The organism is Vibrio sp. 2130-1 (assembly GCF_033339515.1).
Genome location: NZ_JAWOUT010000236.1, coordinates 1 through 732, shown reverse-complemented (window position 1 = coordinate 732; position 732 = coordinate 1). Strand labels below are relative to the sequence as shown.

Below are 732 nucleotides of genomic sequence, written 5' to 3'. Positions count from 1 at the left end.
GGTTGGGCGTTAGCTTACATTTTTAAAGTCGGTGGTGGTCTACTAAGCACGCCGGAGGCAATCGGTGACAGCTTTGGTGGTTTCATTTCTGATCCGTTACAACCGCTGTTCTGGATGGGTGTGTACCTTTTCCTTAACGTACTGATCGTAATGAAAGGTATTTCTGGCGGTATCGAAAAAGCGGGTAAAGTTCTTATGCCGCTGCTGTTCATCATCTTGATCATCGTATCGGTGAAAGGTTTGATGCTTCCAGGTGCGATGGCAGGTCTTGAGTTCTTGTTCATGCCAGACTTCTCAAAAGTGGACAGTAACGTGGTACTTGCAGCATTAGGTCAGGCGTTCTTCTCATTGAGTCTTGGTATGGGTTGTATGATGACTTATGGCTCTTACTTGAAGAAGACAGAGAACCTCGTTCAAACAACAGGTATGGTTACAGCAATGGATACCGGCGTAGCGAGCCTTGCTGGTGTCGCGATGTTCCCTGAAATGTTTGCTTTCGGCATGGAGCCAGCAGCAGGCCCAGGTCTGGTGTTCGTCGTTGTTCCTCAATTGTTCGCGGAAATGGGCGGTGTGATTGGTTTGCTACTTGCGCTTCTGTTCTTCATCGGATTAACGGTAGCGGCGCTTACCTCTTCGGTTTCATTGTTAGAAGTAGTGGTTTCTTACCTTATCGATGAGAAAGGCATGAAACGTTCTAACGCAGTAGTTTCAGCAAGTGTCGTGATGGCATCA

The 732-nt window shown here is 47.4% G+C and carries 1 protein-coding gene; it reads left to right on the top strand.

Features of this window, described 5'->3' with window-relative positions; genetic code table 11:
• The coding region (locus R7Q09_RS25420) for a sodium-dependent transporter (RefSeq protein WP_318143852.1) at positions 1-732 on the top strand (732 nt) is incomplete at both ends.